Origin of the sequence: Pseudomonas viciae (assembly GCF_004786035.1) — a bacterium.
Taxonomy (GTDB): domain Bacteria; phylum Pseudomonadota; class Gammaproteobacteria; order Pseudomonadales; family Pseudomonadaceae; genus Aquipseudomonas; species Aquipseudomonas viciae.
Genome location: NZ_CP035088.1, coordinates 653,452 through 673,995 on the forward strand (window position 1 = coordinate 653,452; position 20,544 = coordinate 673,995).

The 20,544-nt window shown below is 61.0% G+C and carries 22 protein-coding genes; 11 read left to right on the forward strand and 11 right to left on the reverse strand.

From position 1 onward, the window contains the following. Nucleotides 1-3 precede the first annotated feature (3 nt). From livM to EPZ47_RS02905, 4 genes are all read left to right on the forward strand, one after another. Nucleotides 4-1,287 carry a high-affinity branched-chain amino acid ABC transporter permease LivM gene (livM, locus tag EPZ47_RS02880; RefSeq protein ID WP_135843449.1) on the forward strand — a complete coding sequence of 428 codons (1,284 nt, stop codon included), beginning with the start codon at nucleotides 4-6 and terminating at the stop codon, nucleotides 1,285-1,287. After that, on the forward strand, nucleotides 1,284-2,156 hold the full coding sequence (locus EPZ47_RS02885; RefSeq protein WP_135843450.1) for an ABC transporter ATP-binding protein: 873 nt from the start codon (nucleotides 1,284-1,286) through the stop codon (nucleotides 2,154-2,156). The genes livM and EPZ47_RS02885 overlap by 4 nt, the downstream gene beginning before the upstream one ends. Further along, the gene (locus tag EPZ47_RS02890) at nucleotides 2,153-2,869 is read left to right on the forward strand and encodes an ABC transporter ATP-binding protein (protein WP_135843451.1); all 717 of its coding nucleotides are present in this window, start codon (nucleotides 2,153-2,155) and stop codon (nucleotides 2,867-2,869) included. Before EPZ47_RS02885 ends, EPZ47_RS02890 begins: the two co-directional genes overlap by 4 nt. An 855-nt stretch (nucleotides 2,870-3,724) precedes the next feature. After that, nucleotides 3,725-4,489 (forward strand): SDR family oxidoreductase, encoded by a 765-nt coding sequence (locus tag EPZ47_RS02905; protein ID WP_135843453.1) that lies wholly within the window; start codon nucleotides 3,725-3,727, stop codon nucleotides 4,487-4,489. 22 nt (nucleotides 4,490-4,511) lie between these two features. Here the strand turns inward: EPZ47_RS02905 and EPZ47_RS02910 are convergent, their stop codons facing one another. The 8 genes from EPZ47_RS02910 to EPZ47_RS30070 form a co-directional block, all read right to left on the reverse strand. After that, nucleotides 4,512-5,645 carry an AGE family epimerase/isomerase gene (locus EPZ47_RS02910; protein ID WP_135843454.1) on the reverse strand — a complete coding sequence of 378 codons (1,134 nt, stop codon included), beginning with the start codon at nucleotides 5,643-5,645 and terminating at the stop codon, nucleotides 4,512-4,514. A 172-nt stretch (nucleotides 5,646-5,817) separates the two neighbouring features. Continuing rightward, nucleotides 5,818-6,390, reverse strand: a complete 573-nt coding sequence (locus tag EPZ47_RS02915) for a HupE/UreJ family protein (RefSeq protein ID WP_135843455.1) — start codon at nucleotides 6,388-6,390, stop codon at nucleotides 5,818-5,820. Nucleotides 6,391-6,421: 31 nt separating this feature from the next. Continuing rightward, nucleotides 6,422-7,036 carry an urease accessory protein UreG gene (gene ureG, locus EPZ47_RS02920; protein ID WP_135843456.1) on the reverse strand — a complete coding sequence of 205 codons (615 nt, stop codon included), beginning with the start codon at nucleotides 7,034-7,036 and terminating at the stop codon, nucleotides 6,422-6,424. 9 nt (nucleotides 7,037-7,045) lie between these two features. Next, nucleotides 7,046-7,720, reverse strand: coding sequence for an urease accessory protein UreF (locus tag EPZ47_RS02925; protein ID WP_135843457.1), 675 nt, complete (start codon nucleotides 7,718-7,720; stop codon nucleotides 7,046-7,048). Continuing rightward, nucleotides 7,717-8,217, reverse strand: a complete 501-nt coding sequence (ureE, locus tag EPZ47_RS02930; RefSeq protein WP_135843458.1) for an urease accessory protein UreE — start codon at nucleotides 8,215-8,217, stop codon at nucleotides 7,717-7,719. Before ureE ends, EPZ47_RS02925 begins: the two co-directional genes overlap by 4 nt. Nucleotides 8,218-8,476: 259 nt before the next feature. Further along, nucleotides 8,477-9,109, reverse strand: a complete 633-nt coding sequence (locus EPZ47_RS02935; protein ID WP_135843459.1) for a TetR family transcriptional regulator — start codon at nucleotides 9,107-9,109, stop codon at nucleotides 8,477-8,479. A 155-nt stretch (nucleotides 9,110-9,264) separates the two neighbouring features. Next, nucleotides 9,265-9,816 carry a hypothetical protein gene (locus EPZ47_RS02940; RefSeq protein WP_135843460.1) on the reverse strand — a complete coding sequence of 184 codons (552 nt, stop codon included), beginning with the start codon at nucleotides 9,814-9,816 and terminating at the stop codon, nucleotides 9,265-9,267. Between the two features lie 239 nt (nucleotides 9,817-10,055). Next, nucleotides 10,056-10,205 (reverse strand): hypothetical protein, encoded by a 150-nt coding sequence (locus EPZ47_RS30070; protein ID WP_158296346.1) that lies wholly within the window; start codon nucleotides 10,203-10,205, stop codon nucleotides 10,056-10,058. Here EPZ47_RS30070 and EPZ47_RS02945 point away from each other — a divergent pair. After that, complete coding sequence (locus tag EPZ47_RS02945) at nucleotides 10,204-12,279, forward strand: AsmA family protein (RefSeq protein ID WP_135843461.1); 2,076 nt, start codon at nucleotides 10,204-10,206, stop codon at nucleotides 12,277-12,279. The two genes, EPZ47_RS30070 and EPZ47_RS02945, sit on opposite strands and share 2 nt — an antisense overlap. Before the next feature lie 130 nt (nucleotides 12,280-12,409). Here the strand turns inward: EPZ47_RS02945 and EPZ47_RS02950 are convergent, their stop codons facing one another. Continuing rightward, complete coding sequence (locus EPZ47_RS02950; protein ID WP_135843462.1) at nucleotides 12,410-12,940, reverse strand: ferritin-like domain-containing protein; 531 nt, start codon at nucleotides 12,938-12,940, stop codon at nucleotides 12,410-12,412. Between the two features lie 57 nt (nucleotides 12,941-12,997). After that, nucleotides 12,998-13,951 carry a LysR substrate-binding domain-containing protein gene (locus EPZ47_RS02955; RefSeq protein WP_178084293.1) on the reverse strand — a complete coding sequence of 318 codons (954 nt, stop codon included), beginning with the start codon at nucleotides 13,949-13,951 and terminating at the stop codon, nucleotides 12,998-13,000. Nucleotides 13,952-14,074: 123 nt separating this feature from the next. On the opposite strand from EPZ47_RS02955, the gene EPZ47_RS02960 reads away from it, so the two are divergent. From EPZ47_RS02960 to EPZ47_RS02975, 4 genes are all read left to right on the forward strand, one after another. Next, nucleotides 14,075-14,713 (forward strand): FMN-dependent NADH-azoreductase, encoded by a 639-nt coding sequence (locus EPZ47_RS02960; protein WP_135843464.1) that lies wholly within the window; start codon nucleotides 14,075-14,077, stop codon nucleotides 14,711-14,713. A gap of 135 nt (nucleotides 14,714-14,848) precedes the next feature. Beyond that, nucleotides 14,849-15,739: a lipase family alpha/beta hydrolase gene (locus tag EPZ47_RS02965; protein WP_135843465.1), complete on the forward strand. Its 891-nt coding sequence runs from the start codon at nucleotides 14,849-14,851 to the stop codon at nucleotides 15,737-15,739. A gap of 207 nt (nucleotides 15,740-15,946) precedes the next feature. Beyond that, the gene (locus EPZ47_RS02970; RefSeq protein WP_135843466.1) at nucleotides 15,947-16,228 is read left to right on the forward strand and encodes a PsiF family protein; all 282 of its coding nucleotides are present in this window, start codon (nucleotides 15,947-15,949) and stop codon (nucleotides 16,226-16,228) included. A gap of 213 nt (nucleotides 16,229-16,441) precedes the next feature. Then, complete coding sequence (locus EPZ47_RS02975) at nucleotides 16,442-17,455, forward strand: AI-2E family transporter (RefSeq protein WP_092171427.1); 1,014 nt, start codon at nucleotides 16,442-16,444, stop codon at nucleotides 17,453-17,455. Between the two features lie 133 nt (nucleotides 17,456-17,588). On the opposite strand, the gene EPZ47_RS02980 is transcribed toward EPZ47_RS02975, so the two are convergent. Then, entirely contained in the window at nucleotides 17,589-18,863 is a 1,275-nt protein-coding gene (locus tag EPZ47_RS02980) for an Hsp70 family protein (protein ID WP_135843467.1), read from the reverse strand. A gap of 295 nt (nucleotides 18,864-19,158) precedes the next feature. Here EPZ47_RS02980 and EPZ47_RS02985 point away from each other — a divergent pair, with 295 nt between their 5' ends. Both EPZ47_RS02985 and EPZ47_RS02990 read left to right on the forward strand, forming a co-directional pair. After that, nucleotides 19,159-20,097 carry a DnaJ C-terminal domain-containing protein gene (locus EPZ47_RS02985; protein ID WP_024617360.1) on the forward strand — a complete coding sequence of 313 codons (939 nt, stop codon included), beginning with the start codon at nucleotides 19,159-19,161 and terminating at the stop codon, nucleotides 20,095-20,097. A 50-nt stretch (nucleotides 20,098-20,147) separates the two neighbouring features. Next, on the forward strand, nucleotides 20,148-20,447 hold the full coding sequence (locus EPZ47_RS02990; RefSeq protein ID WP_135843468.1) for a chaperone modulator CbpM: 300 nt from the start codon (nucleotides 20,148-20,150) through the stop codon (nucleotides 20,445-20,447). Nucleotides 20,448-20,544: the final 97 nt, after the last annotated feature.

A 20,544-nucleotide genomic window follows, 5' to 3' on the forward strand; every position in this document is an offset into this window, starting at 1 on the left:
GCGATGTCATCAACCACTAAAAAAACCATTGATATCAAAAGAAGCCTGGTTGACGCGATTCTTGCCGGCCTTGTCGCCCTGATTGTGTTCGGCCCGATTGTCGGCGTGGTCCTGGACGGCTACGGCTTCAACCTGCAACCGACCCGTGTGGCGTGGATTGTCGCCATCGTCATGGCGGGCCGTTTTGCCCTGAGCCTGTTCCTGCAAAGCCCCAAGGGCCTGAAGATTCTTGACGGCTTCGAAAGCACGGGCTCCGGGGTTCATGTACTGCCGCCCGATTACAAAACCCGGTTGCGCTGGATCATCCCGCTGGTGATCGTCATTGCCGTGGTGTTTCCGTTTTTCTCCAACTCGTATCTGCTGGGCGTGGTCATCCTTGGGCTGATCTACGTGCTGTTGGGCCTGGGCTTGAACATCGTGGTCGGCCTGGCTGGCCTGCTTGACCTCGGTTATGTGGCGTTCTATGCCATCGGCGCCTATGGGCTGGCACTGGGGTATCAATACCTGGGGCTGGGCTTCTGGACGGTGCTGCCCCTGGCGGCGATCACGGCGGGCCTGGCCGGTTGCATCCTTGGTTTCCCGGTGCTGCGCCTGCACGGAGACTACCTGGCGATCGTGACCCTGGGCTTCGGTGAAATCATTCGGCTGGTGCTCAATAACTGGTTGTCCCTGACTGGCGGCCCGAACGGCATGCCGGCGCCGTTGCCAACCTTTTTCGGTCTCGAATTCGGCAAAAGGGCGAAGGACGGTGGCGTACCTTTCCATGAGTTTTTCGGCATCGCCTACAACCCGGACGTGAAGTACTACTTCATCTACGCGGTGTTGTTCCTCGTCGTGCTGGCTGTGCTGTACATCAAGCATCGCCTGACCCGCATGCCGGTCGGTCGCGCCTGGGAAGCCTTGCGCGAAGATGAGATCGCCTGCCGCTCAATGGGCCTGAACCACGTCCTGGTCAAACTCTCGGCGTTCACCATCGGCGCCTCGACGGCTGGCCTGGCCGGGGTTTTCTTCGCCACCTACCAAGGCTTCGTCAACCCGACATCGTTCACCTTCTTCGAGTCGGCCCTGATTCTCGCCATCGTAGTGCTGGGTGGTATGGGCTCGACCATCGGCGTGGTGATTGCGGCGTTTGTGCTGACCGTGGCCCCGGAACTGCTGCGCGGCTTCGCGGAATATCGGGTGCTGCTGTTTGGCATACTGATGGTGTTGATGATGATCTGGCGGCCTCGCGGCCTGATCCGCATCAGCCGCACGGGTGTGACGCCGCGTAAAGGAGTAGCGCCATGAGCGAAGTCGTACTCAGCGTTGAAAACCTGATGATGCAATTCGGTGGGATCAAGGCTCTCAACGACGTCAGCCTGCAAGTCAAACGTAACTCGATCTTCGCCCTGATCGGCCCCAACGGCGCGGGCAAGACCACGGTGTTCAACTGCCTGACCGGGTTCTACAAGGCCACGGGCGGCAAGATCGAACTCAACGTGCGTGGTGAGCAGACCGATGTCATCAAGTTGTTGGGCGAGGCGTTTCGCCCAACCGACTTCGTGTCGCCGAAATCCTTCGCCAGCCGGATGTACTACAAGATGTTCGGCGGCACCCATCTGGTGAACCGCGCCGGCCTGGCGCGCACTTTCCAGAACATTCGCCTGTTCAAGGAAATGTCGGTGCTGGAAAACCTGCTGGTGGCCCAGCACATGTGGGTCAACCGCAGCCTGGTGGCGGGCATTCTTAACACCAAGGGCTACCGCCAGGCCGAAAGCGATGCCCTGGACCACGCCTTCTACTGGTTGGAAGTGGTGGACCTGGTGGATTGTGCCAACCGCCTCGCCGGGGAGCTTTCCTACGGCCAGCAGCGGCGCCTGGAGATTGCCCGGGCCATGTGCACCCGTCCGCAAATCATTTGCCTCGACGAACCGGCCGCCGGCCTCAACCCTCAGGAAACCGAAGCGCTGAGCGCGATGATCCGGCTGCTGCGCGACGAGCACGATCTGACCGTGGTGCTGATCGAACACGACATGGGCATGGTAATGAGCATTTCCGACCACATCGTGGTGCTGGACCACGGCACCGTGATTGCCGAGGGCGGTCCCGAGGCGATTCGCAACGATCCGAAAGTGATCGCGGCCTACCTGGGTGCCGACGAAGAGGAGCTGGTATGAGTGGACCTATCCTCGAACTCAAGGAATTGGACGTGTTCTACGGGCCGATCCAGGCCTTGAAAAAAGTCTCGCTGCACATTGGCGAAGGCGAGACCGTTAGCCTGATCGGCTCCAACGGTGCCGGCAAGTCCACGCTGCTGATGTCGATTTTCGGCCAACCGCGAGCGGCGGGCGGGCAGATCATTTACCAGGGCGTGGACATCACCCACAAATCGTCCCATTACATCGCGTCCCACGGCATCGCGCAGTCACCGGAAGGGCGGCGGGTATTCCCCGACATGACCGTCGAGGAAAACCTGCTGATGGGCACCATCCCCATCGGTGACAAGTACGCCAGCGAAGACATGCAGCGCATGTTCGAGCTGTTCCCACGGCTCAAGGAACGCCGCAACCAGCGGGCCATGACCATGTCCGGCGGCGAGCAGCAAATGCTCGCCATCGCCCGGGCATTGATGAGCCGGCCGAAGTTGTTGCTGCTCGATGAGCCGAGCCTGGGTCTGGCGCCGATCGTGGTGAAACAGATCTTCGCCACCCTGCGTGAACTGGCGGCCACCGGGATGACCATTTTCCTGGTGGAACAGAATGCCAACCACGCCCTCAAGCTGTCGGACCGAGCCTATGTGATGGTCAACGGTGAAATCCGCCTGACCGGCACCGGCAAGGAACTGCTCGCCAACGAAGAGGTGCGCAACGCGTATCTGGGCGGGCATTGAGGCGGGGGCAGCAATGACAAACCGGCGAGTGATCGCCGGTTTTTTTTACCTCTCGAATCCACCAAAAATCTCCTGTGGGAGCGAGCTTGCTCGCGATAGCGGAACGTCAGTCACTTGATGGGGCACTGACCCACCGCCTTCGCGAGCGAGCTCGCTCCCACAGGGATTTTCTTTGTAGTGAAGAATTGTGGACAACAATCCTGACCCCTTGCGAAACCGCGACATAAAGTCACCGCAAATAGTTGTTTTGTCACAGTTTTGACTTGTCCCCGTTTGCTGTGGAACCGACTGTGGGTAACGTGGGAGTAGCTGGCTGTAAGCCTTTAAAACCGTGGCTTTCAGGCATGTGATCGTTTTTTGATCAGGCGTTTTTGAGTGGGCTGGAGTGAGGCTTGTCAACACATTTATGCACACAGCAAAGGGCTCGAAAACCGGTGTGCGAGCCTGTGGATAAGTCTGTGACTAAACTCTGGAAAGACCGCGCTGAGGGCCGTCGTTACTGGCTTGGAGCCATCCCTCCCAGGGCGCCGACTTATAGCAGATAACCTGAACTGCACAACCTGTGTTGCACGGTCAAGCGAAAAAATTTTCCAAACACCCCGCAAAGCCTTATGCACAGCGGCTTTCAGAGTTTGCACTTGCCCCCGATTACTGTGGACGTGCCTGTGGATAAGGTGCGGGCAATTGGCTGCGAGCCTTGTTTGATAAGGCTTGGCGGCAGTTGGTTGTTTTATGAGCAGTCGCTTTGCAAAAAGTGCGTTTCCACAAGCCTTGCCCGTAGCCTGTCAGGCCGGGCATGCTGTTGGCCGATTTCCATTCAAATGGCTGCCTTAAGCCCGAAGCAAGGAGAACACGATGTCCAACACCCTGTTTATCACCGGTGCGACCTCCGGTTTTGGTGAAGCCTGTGCCCGTCGGTTTGCCGAGGCAGGCTGGAAGTTGGTGCTGACCGGTCGTCGTGAAGAGCGCCTTAGTGCCCTGTGTGCCGAGTTGTCGAAGCAGACCGAAGTCCATGGCCTGGTGTTGGATGTGCGTGATCGCAAGGCCATGGAAGAAGCCATTGCCAACCTGCCGCCGTCCTTCGCCAAGTTGCGCGGGCTGATCAATAACGCCGGCCTGGCCCTGGGCGTTGACCCGGCGCCCAAGTGCGACCTTGATGATTGGGACACGATGGTCGACACCAACGTCAAAGGCCTGATCTACAGCACTCGCCTGTTGCTACCGCGGCTGATTGCCCATGGTCGTGGCGCCGGGATCATTAACCTGGGTTCCATCGCTGGCAACTATCCGTACCCCGGCAGCCATGTGTATGGCGCGAGCAAGGCGTTCGTCAAACAGTTCTCCCTGAACCTGCGTTGCGACCTGCAGGGCACGGGCGTGCGAGTGAGCAATATTGAGCCGGGCCTGTGTGAAAGCGAGTTTTCCCTGGTGCGCTTCGGTGGTGACCAGGAGCGCTACAACGCCACTTATGCGGGGGCCGAGCCGATCCAGCCGCAGGACATCGCCGATACGATTTTCTGGGTACTCAACGCCCCGGCGCACATCAACATCAACAGACTGGAGCTGATGCCGGTGAGCCAGACTTGGGGTGGGTTTGCGATCGAGCGCAATAAGGGATAAGACCGCGATAGCGATTTACCGATCAGCCTAGATATTCGGCCAACCCGCGATAGCAGGTCAGCAGGTGATACGGCGTGGTGGACGGCATGTCCCGACGGCTGACGATGCCGTCGGTGTCCAGGCATTCATTCCAGCCCTTGGCATGCAGGAACTGTTGTTGCAGCGCCTGCAATTGACGCAGCAACGCTGACTGGCTGCCCGGGCGCAATGTGAGCGCGCGCAGGTACTCGGCCTGGGCCCAGATGCGCTGGCTGGCGTCGCGTGGCGTGCCTTGCGATTCCAGGCCCAGCATGGCGCACACTGCGCCCGACTGCGGGTTTACACCTTGTTGCTCGGTATAGCTGAAGCTGCGTTCCAGGGCGGTGTGCAGCTTACCGTTGCGCAATAGGGGCGATGAGGCGAGCAGGTAATACCACTCGAACTGGTGTCCCGGCTCGAACCAGTTATCCACAGCCTTGAGCGGCTTTTCCATCATGACGCGCTGCTGCGGGTCGATGAAGCGCTTGAACATTCCGTCGCACAGGCTCAACAACGCTTGGCGGACATGGGTGTCTTCGCGAACCGAGAGGGTGGCGAGGAAGGCTTCGGCCAGGTGCATCAACGGGTTTTGCAACGGGCCGGATCCGAGCGTTGACCAATCGCGTTTGAGGCTGGCTTCGTAGAGGCCGTCGCCGGTGGCAAAGCGTCGGGCGATGACTTCCAGGGCGGCGTTGAGCACCGATTCCACCAGCGGCTCGCGGACTTTGCCCCAGTAATGGGCGCAGGCGAACAGGATGAAGGCGTGGGTGTAGAGGTCTTTGTCGGTGTCCAGCGGCGCGCCTTGCGGGTCGATGCTGTAGAACCAGCCGCCGTGCTCGGCATCGTGGAAATGCCGTTGCAGCGAGCGGAACAGGGCGCCAGCTCGTTCCTCGGCCTGGGGTACTTCGCCGATCAGGCTGGCGAACACATACAACTGCCGCGCACATGCCATGGCGCGGTAGCGCTGGGGGGGCAGCGGCGTGTGTTCGGCGTCCAGGGATTCATAGGGCAATGCCAATTCGGCATTCCAGCCCGGGCCTTGCCACATTGGCACGATCACGTCGTGAAAATGCTGACGCACCGTTGTGAACAGGGCGGTCAATTCAGGCTGGGGAGCGGGGCGGGAAGCATCAGGCATTGGCGGACGTCGTCACGGCAGGGGGCGATTGCGCGACATGGTAGCAGAGTGACCGACTCCAGAGAGGTGGTGCCTGTAAGTCCGTCATCGCGAGCAAGCTCGCTCCCACAGGGATCGACCAAACCGTGGGAGCGAGCTTGCTCGCGATAGCGGCCGGGCAGGCGCTAAAGAATCAGCCCGCCAACAACCAAACCCCAGTCGCCGCCGAAGCCGCCCCGGCCAGCCGCACCAGAGGTGCAGCCGCTCGCGGTAACACGCGAACCAGGGCGAAACCAGCGCCATGCAGCGCCGCCGTGGCCGCGACGAAGCCCGCGGCATAGGCCCACGGGCTCGACATGGCTGGCAGCTCCAAACCGTGGGCCACGCCATGGAACAGCGCAAACATAGCCGTTGCAGCAACCGCCAGGCTCAACGGCGGACGCACCGCCAATGCCACCGCCAGGCCGAGGGCCAGTACCGAAGCGGCAATCCCACTTTCCAGCGCTGGCAGGTTCAGGCCCTCAAAGCCCAGCAAACCGCCGATCAGCATGGCGCCAACGAAGGTGCACGGCAGTGCCCAGCGCGCCGCGCCTTGTTGTTGCGCGGCCCACAAGCCAACCGCCAGCATCGCCAGCAAATGATCGAGCCCGCCGACCGGGTGGCCGAGGCCGGCGATCAGGCCATTGTCGCCGTGGCCAGGGTGGGCGAAGGCCAGGGCTGGAGTCAGGAGCAGGGCGAGGGCGCCGAGGATGCGTTTGAATGTCATGGATGAGCTTCCTTGTTGTCAGTGGAAAAAATCAGGCAGCGGTCAGCAGGCCTTGGCGCTCGATGAACGCAATGATGGCGTCCAGGCCCTGGCCGGTCTTCTGATTGCTGAACACGAACGGCTTGCCGTTGCGCATCCGTTTGGTGTCGCTGTCCATCATTTCCAGGGACGCGCCCACCAGCGGTGCCAGGTCGATCTTGTTGATCACCAGCAGGTCGGATTTACAGATGCCCGGCCCGCCCTTGCGTGGCAGCTTGTCGCCGGCCGAGACGTCGATCACGTAGATGGTCAGGTCCGACAGCTCGGGGCTGAAGGTCGCCGAAAGGTTGTCGCCACCGGACTCCACCAGGATCAGGTCCAGGCCCGGGAAGCGCCGGTTCAACTGATCCACCGCTTCGAGATTGATCGACGCGTCTTCGCGAATCGCCGTGTGCGGGCAACCGCCGGTCTCCACGCCGATGATCCGCTCCGGCGCCAGGGCCTCGTTGCGCACCAGGAAGTCGGCGTCTTCGCGGGTGTAGATGTCGTTGGTGACGACCGCCAGGTTGTAGCGTTCACGTAGAGCCAGGCACAGGGCCAGCGTCAGGGCGGTTTTGCCGGAGCCCACCGGGCCGCCGATACCGACGCGCAGAGGTTGTGTATTCATGGGTCTCTCCTAGGAACGGAACAAGCGGCTGTACTGGCGCTCATGGGCCATGCACGCCAGGGACAGGCCAAACGCGGCGCTGCCATATTGATCGGGGTCGATGTTCGAGGCGTTGTGCTGGGCCTGTTGCAGCAGTGGCAGCAATTCACTGGTCAGGCGCTGGGCGGCTTGCTGGCCCAGGGGCAGGGTTTTCATCAGCACCGCCAGTTGGTTTTCCAGCCAGCTCCACAACCAGGCGGCGAGGGCGTCCTGGGGGCTGATATGCCAGGCGCGGGCAGCCAGGGCCCAGCCCAGGGCCAGGTGCGGTTCGCTGCGTTGTTCGAGGAAGCCCCGGGCGGCGGCGTCCAGTTCCGGCAGGCCGCCAAGCAACTGCTGCAACGAGTAGCCCATCTGCCGGCTTTCCTGATACAGCTCGCGGGTTTCCCGGCTGGCGCGGTGTTCTTCACAGTGTTGCAGCAGGGTGTCCCAGTCGTCGGCGGCGGCTGCGCTGCAGTGCGCCAACAGCAAGGGCGCTTCGAAGCGCGCCAGGTTCAGCAACAGTTGATCGCTGATCCAGCGGCGTGCGTCGTCGGGGTTTTTGACCTGGCCGTTATCCACCGCCATTTCTAGCCCTTGGGAATAGCTGTAGCCGCCAATAGGCAGTTGCGGGCTGGCCAGGCGCAGCAGCGCCCAGGCCGGGTTCATGTGCGCACGCCGAATTGATGCAGGCGTGGCGCGTAGTTGAAGTCTTCGTCGCCGTGCCGCGAATGATGATGGCCGCCACCATAGGCGCCATGTTCCGGCTGGAACGGTGCTTCGATGGGTTCGGCGACGGCGCCCAGTTGTTCGAGCATCGCCTTGAGCACGTAATCGTCCAGCAGGCGCAACCATCCATCGCCCACTTGCAGGGCGACGTGGCGATTGCCCAAGTGATAGGCGGCGCGGGTCAGTTCGAACGCGCTGGTGCAGGTAACATGCAGTAATTGTTCGGGGCGGGCACAGACACGCACGATGCGACCGTCTTCGGCTTGCAGGCATTCACCATCGTGCAGCGGCGGCTGGCCTCGCTCCAGAAACAACCCAACGTCCTCCCCCGCGGCACTGAAACAGCGCAGGCGGCTTTTGCTGCGGGCGTCGAAGGCCAGGTGCAGCTCGGCGTCCCAGCGGGGTTGAGTGTCGATTCTGCGGTGAATCACCAACATCGGAAGGCTTCCAGCAATGAACGGTGCTGTGTTTAGAGCAAGGGGCTTGCCAATCGAAGGGGGTGTAGGAAATAGCGCTAGGAAGGCCGGAGAAGGTGCTTTTTGGTGCGCTTTTTTGGTGCTTGGCCTAGTGGTGGTGCGCCATTTTGTGGCTTGCAGGTAACGGGTAGGAGCGGGCTTGCTCGCGAAGGCGGTGTCCCATGCCACATCAATGTTGCCTGACTCACCGTCTTCGCGAGCAAGCCCGCTCCCACAGGGGTTACTCGGTGCTGCCCAACCCTTGCCAATGCTTGAGCCCAATAAAGATAAACCGCAGTTGCTGGGTGATTTTCACCTGCGGGGTGAGGTGCTCGGGCAAGGCTTCGGCAGGCGGGTCGATGATGTCCGGCAGGGTGGCGAACACACTCTTGACGATGAGGTCGGCCATCACGCTTAACCCGGCCAGATCCAGATGCTGCAGTTTTGGCATGAGTGCCAGGTCGGCGGCCAGGTCCGAGCTGATGCCTTCGCGCAGCCGGCCGATGGCTTGGCGTACCGGCAGGGAGCCGCCGTATTGTTCACGGGCCAGGAACAGGAACTGCGAGCGGTTGGCTTGCACCACGTCGAGAAAGATCCGCACCGACGCATCGATAATGCCGCCCATGACGAATTCGTTGTGGCGCACCAGGCGGATGGTTTCGCGGAAGGTCTGCCCGACCTCGCTGACCAATGCCAGGCCCAGTTGATCCATGTCGTCGAAGTGCCGGTAGAATCCGGTGGGCACGATGCCCGCCGTCCTGGCGACTTCCCGCAGGCTCAGGCTGCCGAACCCCCGGCCGCACTCCATCAAATGACGGGCTGCATCCATCAGGGCAATTCGGGTCTGTTGTTTCTGTTCGGCACGGGGCAGCATTGCGGGCTGACTTCTGGTTTACGGGAGCGATGCACTCTAGCAAATCGGCTTTGCCGGCGTCGAACGGTAGAAGGGGGTCAAGCGGGGAAGACCAAGCTTTTAAAAGTCAAAAGCCCGATTGGAGGAATCGGGCTTTTTTCAGGACCACCATGGGCTCAGCTCACTGCACTGTTGCGTTCGATCACACGGTCACCACCGTCAGCTGCCAGGGTTTCGCCCAGTGGGGTGCGGTCGGAACCGTCGGCTGCCAGGGTCTGGCCTTGTGGCGTGCGGTCGGAACCGTCAGCTGCCAAGGTCTGGCCTTGTGGGGTGCGGTCGGAACCGTCGGCTGCCAAGGTCTGGCCTTGTGGAGTGCGGTCGGAACCGTCGGCTGCCAAGGTCTGGCCTTGTGGCGTGCGGTCGGAACCGTCAGCTGCCAAGGTCTGGCCTTGTGGGGTGCGGTCGGAACCGTCAGCTGCCAAGGTCTGGCCCTGTGGGGTGCGGTCGGAACCATCAGCGGCCACGGTTTGGCCTTGTGGGGTACGGTCAGAACCATCTTCAACCAAGCCGTTTTGTTCCAGGCGATCACGACCGCCTTCGGCAACGGTCTGGCTGTAGACAGAATGGCTGTCCTTGACCTGTGGCGTGGCTTGTTCGGAGGCTGGCAGTGCAAAAGCAGTCGAGGCCAGCAGTGAAAGGGAAAGGCTCATCAGTAATTGGCGTTTCATGATCGTTGCTCCTTGGGGGGGCGATAAAGTGGGTACGAGGGCAATGCTACTCTCGATAAGTCGATATAAAAGTTCATAAACGCAATGGTAATAATCAACGGAATTGATTGTTCTGGGGGAAGGCTCTAGAACGGGCGTTTCAGAGGTGCTGCTTTGCACCGTGGTGGGTATTTTGTACCCATGTTCGCCTCGTAAAAGTGCGGGGGAGGTAACAGTGAGTTGTCTGATTGGTCAGGATTTCAGGCTTTTTTTGTACCGTTCATCGCCCTTGGTGTTAAACCTGTTGGCCGTTTCGCCAGTCCTACCATTAACAACGAGCCGACTACAGGTTCGTCTTTCGAAAAGCGTTGCAGTTCGGACGCCGTATTGTCATCAGGAGCCTTGTGCATGACGCGCACCTCAAAAATCCTCGCCTGGAGCTTTGCCAGCCTTGTTGTCCTGCTGGCGGTGCTGGTGCTGGTCATCGCGTTCTTCGATTGGAACCGGATCAAGCCCCCGCTCAACGCCAAGGTTTCCGAGGAGTTGCACCGACCGTTCGCGATCAACGGCAATCTGGCGGTGATCTGGCAGCGTGAGCCGCAGGAGGGAGGCTGGCGGGCTTGGGTGCCGTGGCCCCATGTGGTGGCCGAAGACTTGAGCCTGGGTAATCCGGACTGGTCCAAGACTCCACAGATGGCGACGCTCAAGCGTGTTGAATTGCGCATCTCGCCCTTGGCCTTGCTGGTCCGGCGAGTGGCGATTCCCCGTATCGACCTGACTGAGCCCGACGCCAACCTGCAACGCCTGGCCGACGGCCGCGCCAACTGGACCTTTCAGTTCGACCCCAAAGATCCAGATGCCGAGCCGTCCAGTTGGGTGGTGGACATCGGTGCCATCGGCTTTGACAAAGGTCACGTCATTCTTGATGACCAGACGCTGAAGACCCGCCTGGACTTGTTGATCGACCCGTTGGGCAAACCCATCCCGTTCAGCGATATCGTCGGTGAGAAGGCCGCAAAAAAAGCCCTGGACCAGGGGGCGGCGCCCCAGGACTACGCGTTTGCCTTCAAGGTCAACGGGCAGTACCACGGGCAAAACCTCACCGGTTCCGGCAAGGTTGGCGGTTTGCTGGCGTTGCAGGACGCTTCACAACCCTTTCCGCTTCAGGCCCAGGCGAAGATTGGTCAGACCGGCGTTGAACTGGCCGGCACTCTCACCGACCCGATGAACCTCGGGGCCCTGGATTTGCGTTTGAAACTGGCCGGCACCAGCCTGGCCCATCTCTATCCATTGACCGGTGTGACCCTGCCGGACTCGCCACCTTATTCAACCGATGGGCGCCTGATCGCCAAGCTCCATGAGCCTGACGGGGCGCTGTTTCGCTATGAGGCGTTCAACGGCAAGATCGGCGACAGCGATATCCATGGCGACCTGGCCTACGTGGCCAGCCAGCCGCGGCCGAAACTCAGTGGCGCGCTGGTCTCCAATCAACTGTTGTTCAGTGACCTGGCACCGCTGATCGGCGCCGATTCCAACGCCGAGCAAAAGGCCCGTGGCGGCGCCAGCAAGCAGCCGACCGACAAGGTCTTGCCCGTGGAGGCGTTTCGCACCGAGCGCTGGAGTGCGATGGACGCCGATGTGGAGTTCACCGGCAAACGCATCGTCCACAGCGAGAAATTGCCGTTCACGGATCTCTACACTCACCTGGTGCTCAACGATGGTCAGCTAAGCCTTGAGCCGCTGCGCTTCGGCGTAGCGGGTGGTCGTCTCGACGCGCAGATCCGCCTCAATGGACACACCCAACCCCTGGAAGGCCAGGCGAAATTGACTGCGCGGGGCTTCAAGCTCAAGCAACTGTTCCCAGGTTTTGAACCCATGAAAACCAGTTTCGGCGAGCTGAACGGCGATGCCGATATCAGCGGGCGTGGCAATTCGGTGGCGGCGTTGCTGGGTACGTCCAACGGCACGCTGAAAATGCTCATCAACGATGGTGCTATCAGTCGTGAGTTGATGGAGCTGGCCGGGCTGAACGTCGGCAACTACGTGGTGGGGAAAATCTTTGGCGACAAGGAAGTGAAGATCAATTGCGCAGCGGCGGACTTCGACATCAAGACGGGCCTGGCGACCACTCGCCTGTTCGTATTCGATACCGAGAACGCGATCATCTACATCGACGGCACGGCGAACATGGCCACGGAAAAACTCGACCTGACCGTCACGCCTGAGTCCAAGGGCTGGCGGCTGATTTCCTTGCGCTCGCCATTGTACGTGCGGGGCACGTTCGCCAAGCCCGCCGCTGGCGTCAAGGCGGTGCCGCTGATGCTGCGCGGTGCCGGGATGGTGGCACTGGGTGTGATTGCGGCGCCGGCGGCCGGGTTGCTGGCGCTGGTTGCCCCCAGCGGTGGCGAGCCAAACCAGTGCGCGCCGTTGTTGGAGCAGATGAAGGCGGGCAAGGCGCCGGTGACGGTGAAGCCCACTCGTTAAACGCCGGATTTGTTGTGAGGCTTAGGGCCCTTTCGCGAGCAAGCCCGCTCCCACATTCAACCGAGTTTTGTCTGAAGGAGCGCGGTCGAGTGTAGGAGCGGGCTTGCTCGCGAAGGGGCCTTCAAGTGTATTAAAGGTCGGCCAGAATGTCGGCCATATCATCAGCATGCTCTTCTTCCTGGGCCAGGATGTCTTCGAAGATGCGCCGGGTAGTGGGGTCTTTTTCGCCGATGTACTGGATGATTTCCCGATAGCTGTCGATGGCGATCCGCTCCGCTACCAGGTCTTCGTAGACCATTTCCTTGAGGGTATTGCCCGCCACGTACTGAGCATGGGAATTGCGGCTCAACAGGTCGGGGTTGAACTCTGGCTCGCCACCCAGTTGCACGATGCGTTCGGCGAGTTTGTCGGCGTGTTCGGCTTCCTGGGTCGCGTGTTCGAGGAACTCACTGGCGGCCACGCTGGCCCGGAGTCCGGTGGCCATGAAGTAGTGGCGCTTGTAGCGCAACACGCACACCAGTTCGGTGGCCAATGATTCGTTGAGCAGGCGGATGACTTCTTGTCGATCGGCGCTGTAGCCCTCGGTCACCGCGCCGTTCTGCACGTTTTGCCGCGCGCGTTCGCGCAGGGTGGTTACATCGGATAAGTGCATGTCGCTCATCTCGTTCTCCTGGAGGCTGATCCGGTTGAGGCGTCACGCTCTGCAGGCGCGATCACTCTAAATCTGAGTGATGCGGTCCTGAAAAAGTTTTACTGGGTTTTTCAGCGGGTAGCCGGACAGCCGCGCCTCTTCCCCCAGCCACTGGAAGAACGCCCGCACCGGCGGATGGCGTTCGCGACCTGGTACGCACAGGGCGCTGTAGCCGGCGCCGTTGACCTGGATCTGCGGGCGATAACCCACCAGCAAACCGCTGGCGACGCTTTCGGAAGCCAGGATATTGCTCGCCAACACCAGGCCCTGCCCGGCAATCGCCGCTTGCAGGGCGTAATGTTCCTCGTCGTACTCGCGCACGCAGGGCTGCGAAGCGAGCCAGTTTTCTCCGGCCTGGGCGCACCAGGCATCCCAGCCGTGGGCATACAGCTTGGAGTTGTGCCAGTGCACGCTGATCAAGGTCGGCGGCCGCCGGGCCGCCATGGCCACCTGTTCCGGTGAGCCATAGACGCCGAAGCTTTCGTCGAACAGGCACTGACCGTACAAGTTCGGGTAGCTATCCAGGCTGTAGCGCACCACCAGGTCGATGCTGGCGTCCTGGTGCAGGTCGATCACTTCGCAATGGGTGTCCAGGCGCACGTTGATGTTCGGATGGCGGGCATAAAACCGGCCCAGGCGTGGCACTAGCCACAGAGCGGCAAACGCTGCGGTGGTGGAGAGTGTCAGGTGGCTGTTGCTGCGTTGCGGGCGCAGGGTGTCGACGCTTTGCGCCACTTCCAGCAGCGCCCCGTGCAGGCTCTGGAACAAGCGTTGCCCGCCTTCCGTGAGTCGCACCTGGCGTGGCAGGCGTTCGAACAACATCAAGCCAAGCCAGGTTTCCAGCGAGCGAATCTGATGGGAGACCGCCGTGGGTGTCACCGACAGCTCCGCGGCAGCCGCCTTGAAGCTAAGCAGGCGCGCAGCGGACTCGAAGGCGCGTAACGCATTGAGGGGCAGGTTGGCGAACATGGCAATCTCCAGAACTACAATGGATGAAATTAACTCATCCAGGTGAACTTACGCTCATTTGTCGGCTGACGGCGCTGAGCTTCAAGCTAAAAGCCACAAGCAGTATTGATTGTAGCCGTAGCAAAGGAGATTCAGATGAGCAAAATTCTTGTGGTACATGGCAGTCCCCGTGGCGAGCGCTCGCACTCCCGGCGGCTGGCCGAAACATTTTTATCCGCCTGGCAGGCCGCCCATCCGCAGTCCCAACCCACTCGTCGCGAAGTGGGACGGACGGTGATTCCGCCGGTCAATGAGGCCTTCATCGCGGCGGCGTTCCACCCCGAACCCCAAGCCCGATCGTTGACCATGCAGGCGGACCTGGCGCTGAGCGACGCGTTGGTCGCGGAACTGCAGGCCCATGACCGGCTGGTTATTTCCGCGCCCATGCACAACTTCAGCGTGCCCAGCGGCGTGAAGGCCTGGATCGACCAGATCGTGCGCATCGGGCTGACGTTCAACCACAGCCTGGATAACGGTGTGTCTCACTACGAGCCGCTGGTATTGGGCAAAAAAGCCCTGATCGTGACCAGCCGCGGCGATTTCGGTTTCGGTCCCGGCGGTCAGTTGGAGGGGATGAATCACGCCGATGCGCTGCTGCGTACGGTCCTGGGGTTTATCGGCATCACTGATGTGACGGTGGTTGCCGCCGAAGGCGAAGAGTCGGCCGAGCGCAGCTTTGCCCTGTCTTGCGCCGAGGCCGAGGAGCGCTTGCTGGCGCTGGCGCGGACCTTTTGAAAGGGGGCTGCTACGCAGCCCAACCGGGAGCAAACCCTGGCCACGGATTCACACGTACTTGAAGTGGCGCGAGTGTCATAGACTGGTCATCATCGATATCGATGCTGACCACCTCTTGATCACAAGGATGTCTCCATGTCGCAACGCTGCGCCACGCGCTACCCGCTGATATTGGTCCCGGGCATGTTGGGGTTCATCCGCCTGGTGTTGTATCCGTACTGGTATGGGATCGTTTCGGCGTTGCGTCGGGGTGGGGCGGTGGTGGTGGCGGTGAAGGTTTCGCCGCTGCATTCATCCGAAGTACGTGGCGAGCAGTTGCTGGCGCAGATCGAGCAGATCCTGCGACAAACCGGTGCGCAGAAGGTCAACCTGATCGGCCACAGCCAGGGCAGTCTCACCGCCCGCTACGCCGCCGCCAAACGCCCGGACCTGGTGGCGTCGGTCACATCGGTGGCCGGCCCCAATCACGGCTCAGAACTGGCCGACTACCTGCAACTCCACTACCCGGCCGACAGTGCCCGGGGCCGCCTGCTCAGTATCTTGCTGCGGCTGATCAATGCCTTGATGAGCCTGATGGAAACCGGCTATCGCGGGCCGAAGCTGCCGGTGGATATCCAGGCTTCCCATGCCTCTCTCACGAGTGCGGGCGCGGCGCTGTTCAACCAACGTTATCCACAGGGCTTGCCACAAACCTGGGGCGGGCAGGGGCCGGAAGAGGTCAACGGTGTGCGTTATTACTCCTGGTCCGGGACCTTGCAGCCGGGCAGGACCGATAAGGGGGGCAACCTGTTCGACGGCACTAATCGCAGCTGCCGGCTATTCGCCCGCACCTTTGTGCGCGAGGCGGGGCACTGCGACGGTCTGGTCGGGCGCTACAGCTCGCACTTGGGCACGGTGATTGGGGATGACTATCCGCTGGATCACTTCGACATCGTCAACCAATCGCTGGGGCTGGTGGGCAAAGGGGCCGAGCCGGTCCGGTTGTTTGTCGAGCATGCCGAGCGGTTGAAGGCTGCCGGTGTATAGCCAGGCGGACCGGGTTATCGTTCTTCGCGAGCAAGCCCGCTTCCACATTGATGGCGTTCACAAATCCCCTGTGGGAGCGAGCTTGCTCGCGATAGCGTCAGTCAGGGCACCGCGGGTCTACGACTGAACACAGATGAAGGTGTAACAGGCTTTGTCTACAATGCAGCTCATCGCCCCACCCATCGTGCGGCAACCAGGAGAAATACCATGAAGATGCTGCGTGTCCCTTTGTTGATGATCGGTTTGCTGTTGTGCTCCCAAGGCTTCGCCGCCACCGCTCAACAAACCAAGATGACCACCTGCAACGCCGATGCCACCGCCAAGGCCCTCAAAGGCGATGAGCGCAAAGCCTTCATGAGCACCTGCCTCAAGGCTGCCCCTGCTACGCCCCAGGAACGCATGAAAACCTGCAACGCCACGGCGACTGAGCAGGCATTGAAGGGCGATGCCCGCAAGGCGTTCATGAGTGATTGCCTGAAGAAAAAATAAATGGCGCCTGTGGGGGCCCCATCGCGAGCAGGCCCCCACAGTAGATTTGCGTTGCACGGTCCATTGTGTGCGAGCCTGCTCGCGATGAGACCCTTGCAGGCGCGGCCAGAAACTTCTGAACTGCGATCAAGGTCGGCCGATACAATCTCTAGTGCTGCTGGTGGAAGGCTGGCAGACTGCCAATCCTTTTACGCCGTTTCGTCCTGAGGCTGTATGCCAACGTTTTCTCAGCGTCATGTGTTGTTGGTGATCAGTTGGGTGATCATTTTTGGTGGGTTGCTGCTGGTACTGCCGCTGCGCCTGTTGCCGAGCCTGCTGGCCGGGTTGCTGGTGTTCGAACTGGTCAACATGCTCACCCCACAGTTGCAACGATTGATCGAAGGCCGGCGCGCACGCTGGCTGGCGGTGGCGTTGCTGGGCACGCTGGTGGTCAGTGTGCTGACCTTGATTTTCGCCGGTGCCTTCAGCTTCCTGCTGCATGAAGCGGAAAATCCAGGCGCGTCCCTGGACAAGTTCATGGCGGTGGTCGACCGTGCACGTGGGCAGTTGCCGCCGTTTATCGACGCCTATCTGCCGGCCAGTGCCGCCGAGTTCCGGGTGGCGATCGGCGACTGGGTGAGCAAGCACCTGAGCGACCTGCAACTGGTGGGCAAGGACGCGGCACACATGTTCGTGACGTTGCTGATCGGCATGGTGCTGGGGGCGATCGTCGCCTTGCAACGCATCCCCGACCTGACCAAGCGCAAGCCCCTGGCCGCCGCGCTGTTCGATCGCTTGAATCTACTGGTCAAGGCGTTTCGCAACATCGTCTTCGCCCAGATCAAGATTTCCCTGCTCAACACCTTCTTCACCGGGATCTTCCTGGCGGTGGTGCTGCCGCTGTTCGGTATCCACCTGCCATTGACCAAGACCCTGATCGTCATGACGTTCCTGCTGGGGTTGCTGCCGGTCATTGGCAACCTGATGTCCAATACCCTGATCACCATCGTCGCGTTGTCGCTGTCGATCTGGGTCGCCGTGGCGGCGCTGGGTTACCTGATCGTGATCCACAAGCTCGAATATTTCCTCAACGCCCGGATCGTTGGCGGGCAGATCAGCGCCAAGTCCTGGGAACTGCTCATGGCGATGCTGGTGTTCGAGGCGGCGTTCGGTTTGCCAGGGGTGGTGGCGGGGCCGATTTACTATGCCTATTTGAAGAGTGAGTTGAAGCAGGTGGGGATGGTTTGATCTGGTGGGTGTGGCGTCTGATCTAACGCCATCGCGAGCAAGCTCGCTCCCACAGTTGACCGGATTTCTTCAGAAGGAATGCGGTTGATTGTGGGAGCGAGCTTGCTCGCGATGCAGGCGCCTCGGTCTTGGATCAGACCTGGGTGCCGTAGCGCTTCATCGCCTCGATCGCCAACCCGCTGCCGATGCTGCCGAAGATGTTGCCTTCCACATGCCGGGCCTGGGGCAGCATTGCCGAGACGCTGTTGCGCAGGGCCGGGATGCCGCTGGAACCGCCGGTGAAGAACACCGTGTCCACCTGATCGACGCGCACGTTGGCATCGTTGAGCAGTTGCGTGACGCTGCCGCGTACCCGCTCCAGCAAGCCGTCGATGGCCGATTCAAACAGCGCCCGGCTCAAGTCTACGCTCAGGCCCGGCTCGATCCGGTCCAGTGGCACATGGCGCTGGTCGGCGTGAGTCAGTTGGATCTTGGTTTCTTCCACTTCCATCGCCAACCAGTGCCCGGCACGCTGTTCGATCAACTTGAACAGCCGGTCGATGCCGCCGGTGTCTTCGATGTCGTAGCGCATGCTGCCCAGGGCCAGGGTGGATTTCTGCGAGTACACGGCGTTGATGGTGTGCCAGGTCGCCAGGTTCATGTGATGGCTGGTGGGCATGTAGGCGCCGCTTTTCATGCGGCTGCCGTAGCCGAACAGGGGCATCAGGCCTTGCAGGCTCAGTTGCTTGTCGAAGTCGGTACCGCCGATGTGGACGCCGCCGGTGGCGAGGATGTCGGCGTGACGGTTGTCATGGGTGCGCCGCTCGGGTGACAGGCGCACCAGGGAGAAGTCCGAAGTACCACCGCCGATGTCGACGATCAGCACCAGCTCTTCTTTCTCGATGGTCGATTCATAATCGAAGGCCGCCGCGATAGGCTCGTACTGGAATGAAACTTCCTTGAAGCCGATAGCGCGAGCCACGTCCACCAGGGTGTTTTCCGCTTCCTGGTCAGCCAGCTCGTCGTCATCGACGAAAAATACCGGACGGCCCAGTACCACTTCTTCGAATTCCCGACCGGCGGTGGCCTCGGCACGTTTCTTCAGTTGGCCGATGAACAGCCCCAGCAGATCCTTGAACGGCATGGCCGTGCCCAACACGCTGGTGTCGTGCTTGATCAGCTTGGAACCCAGCAGGCTCTTGAGCGAGCGCATCAGTCGGCCTTCATAGCCTTCCAGGTATTCGTGCAGCGCCAGGCGGCCGTAGACCGGGCGGCGCTCCTCGAGATTGAAAAAGACCACCGAGGGCAGGGTGATCTTGTCGTCCTCCAGCGCGATCAACGTTTCCATGCCGGGGCGCAGCCAGCCGACGGTGGAGTTGGACGTGCCAAAGTCGATGCCGCAGGCACGGGCCGGGGATGCGTTTTTCATGTCTTTCGGGTTCCAGTTGAAAAAACGGCCGCGCAGTGTATGTCAGTGCGGCGCGGATTCGAAGGCCGGTTATCCGCTAATTCATAACCGTTGGCCTTGAAAGCGGCTCTTTTACCCCCAAACTTGCTGGCATGGGCCTGGCAGCACAGGGCGATACAAGAACCGCCGCCGGCTGCCGATAAACTTCTGAAGCGCCGCCCGGTCACAAACCTTGAGATCGGTCAAACCCCTGGACTTGTACCACGAGCATGCTGCGGGTGGCGGTGCGATATCGATAACGGATGGTGATCCTTCAATGGACTTCAAAGACTATTACAAGATCCTGGGTGTGGAGCCGACGGCGGATGACGCCACGATCAAGGCCGCCTATCGCAAACTGGCGCGCAAGTACCACCCGGATGTGAGCAAGGAAAAGGACGCCGAGACTAAGTTCAAGGACGTCTCCGAAGCCTATGAAGCGTTGAAAAGCGCTGACAAGCGCGCCGAGTACGACGACCTGCGTCGTTATGGCCAGCACGGCCAGCCGTTCCAGGGCCCGCCAGGCTGGCAAAGCCGTGGCGGTTTTGGCGGTCAGGACACAGGGGATTTCTCGGACTTCTTCAGTTCGATTTTCGGTAATCGCGGGCCGGGTTTCGGTGGCGGGCAGTCAGGTCGCAGCGCCGGCCGTCGAGGGCAAGACGTGGAAATGGAATTACCGATCTTCCTGGAAGAAACCCTGTCGAGCGAGTCGAAAAAAGTCAGCTTCCAGGTGCCGCAGTACAACGCGGCCGGCCAGCATGTGAGCAACACCAGCAAAAGCCTGAACGTGAAGATTCCGCTGGGGGTGACCGACGGCGAACGCATCCGCCTCAAGGGCCAGGGTGCGCCAGGTATCGGCGGTGGCGCCAACGGTGATTTGTACCTGACGATTCGCTTCGCTCCGCACCCCAAGTTCGACGTCGAGGGCCAGGACCTGATCATCACCTTGCCCCTGGCACCGTGGGAATTGGCGCTGGGCACCGAAGTGGCAGTCCCGACCCTCACTGGCAAGATCAACCTCAAGGTCCCGGCCGGCAGCCAGAATGGCCAGCGCATGCGCGCCAAGGGCCACGGCCTGCGCAACAAGGCCGGCGAGCGCGGCTACCTGTTCGTGCAGCTCAAGGCCGTGATGCCCAAGGCCAGTGACGAGGCGGTCAAGGCGTTGTGGGCGGAACTGGCGAAGAAGGCTGCGTTCGATCCGCGGGAGAACTTTTGACTGTTTTGAGGGGCTAGACTCGACAGTTAAAGCATTGGGAGAAGCAGACCATGAACAACCCGATCATTGAACTAAACCTGATGGAGTTTTGTGAGGCCGCCGCCTTGCAAGATATCCATGTGATCGAAATCGTCGCCCATGGCATCCTCGAACCCCACGGTACGGCGCCGACCGATTGGCGTTTCACTGATTACGAACTGGTCCTGGCCCGCCGCGCCGCCAAGCTGCGCCGCGAGTTGGATCTGGAGTGGGAAGGCGTTGCCCTGGCGCTGGATCTGTTGGAAGAGGTGCAGCAACTGCGCAGCGAAAACCGCATGCTCAAGCAGCGGTTGGGGCGTTTGGTGGAGTGAAAAGCGGTCTATAAGCAAGCGCCAACCTGTGGGAGCGAGGCTTGCCCGCGATGAGTTCAACTCGGTTCTCAAGAGTTGAGGCGCCTGTATCGCGAGC